The sequence below is a fragment of the Empedobacter sp. R750 genome, from assembly GCF_030324345.1.
GTDB classification, from domain to species: Bacteria; Bacteroidota; Bacteroidia; order Flavobacteriales; family Weeksellaceae; genus Empedobacter; species Empedobacter falsenii_C.
This window is the reverse complement of sequence record NZ_JACAGF010000036.1, coordinates 1905-3212: the sequence shown is the minus strand read 5'-3', so window position 1 is coordinate 3212 and position 1308 is coordinate 1905. Positions and strand designations below refer to the sequence as shown.

Genomic DNA, 1308 nt, shown 5'->3' with positions numbered 1-1308 from the left:
TAATATGACGGTTAAATCGAGAAAAAAGTTACAAAGGGCGTACGGCGGATGCCTAGGCTTTGAGAGGCGATGAAGGACGTGATAAGCTGCGATAAGCTACGGGGAGCGGCACATACGCATTAATCCGTAGATTTCCGAATGGGACAACCCGGCATGTTGAAGACATGTCACTCACGTAAGTGAGAGCGAACGTTGGGAACTGAAACATCTAAGTACCAATAGGAAAAGAAATCAATTGAGATTCCGTAAGTAGTGGCGAGCGAACGCGGATTAGCCCTAAAGACTTTATAAGGATAACAGAATAACCTGGAAAGGTTAACCGTAGAGGGTGATAGTCCCGTAAGTGAAATTTTTATTAAGTTGATAACGAGTAAGGCGGAACACGAGAAATTCTGTCCGAATATGGGAGGACCATCTTCCAAGGCTAAATACTCCTCAAAGACCGATAGTGAACTAGTACTGTGAAGGAAAGGTGAAAAGCATTTCGAATAGAAAGTTGAAATAGAACCTGAAACCGTACGCCTACAAGCGGTCGGAGCACGTAAGTGTGACGGCGTGCCTTTTGCATAATGAGCCTACGAGTTAATGTTGCTGGCAAGGTTAAGCACTTCAGGTGCGGAGCCGTAGCGAAAGCGAGTCTGAATAGGGCGTTAGAGTCAGTAGTATTAGACGCGAAACCTTGTGATCTACCCATGGGCAGGTTGAAGCTTTGGTAACACAAAGTGGAGGACCGAACCGGTTGACGTTGAAAAGTCTTCGGATGACCTGTGGGTAGGGGTGAAAGGCCAATCAAACTGGGAAATAGCTCGTACTCCCCGAAATGCATTTAGGTGCAGCGTTTAGTAAAGTATATTAGAGGTAGAGCTACTGATTGGATGCGGGGGCTTCACCGCCTACCAATTCCTGACAAACTCCGAATGCTAATATATGTTTCTAGGCAGTGAGGGCATGGGTGCTAAGGTCCATGTCCGAGAGGGAAAGAACCCAGACCATCAGCTAAGGTCCCCAAATATATGCTAAGTTGAAAAAACGCGGTTGGATTGCATAGACAGCTAGGATGTTAGCTTGGAAGCAGCTATTCATTTAACGAGTGCGTAACAGCTCACTAGTCGAGCGATCCGGCATGGATAATAATCGGGCATAAGCATATTACCGAAGCTATGGATTAGTACATTAGTACTACTGGTAGGGGAGCATTCTAACGGCGCAGAAGTCATCTGGTAATGGATGGTGGAGCTTTTAGAAAAGAAAATGTAGGCATGAGTAACGATAAAATAAGTGAGAAACTTATTCGCCGTAAGACTAAGG

At 45.4% G+C, this 1308-nt stretch carries 1 rRNA gene (cut by a window edge); it reads left to right on the top strand.

The features are described from left to right. Positions 1 to 21: 21 nt before the first annotated feature. Positions 22 to 1308: ribosomal RNA gene (locus HXZ74_RS16940) — 23S ribosomal RNA — on the top strand (it continues 1558 nt past the right edge of the window).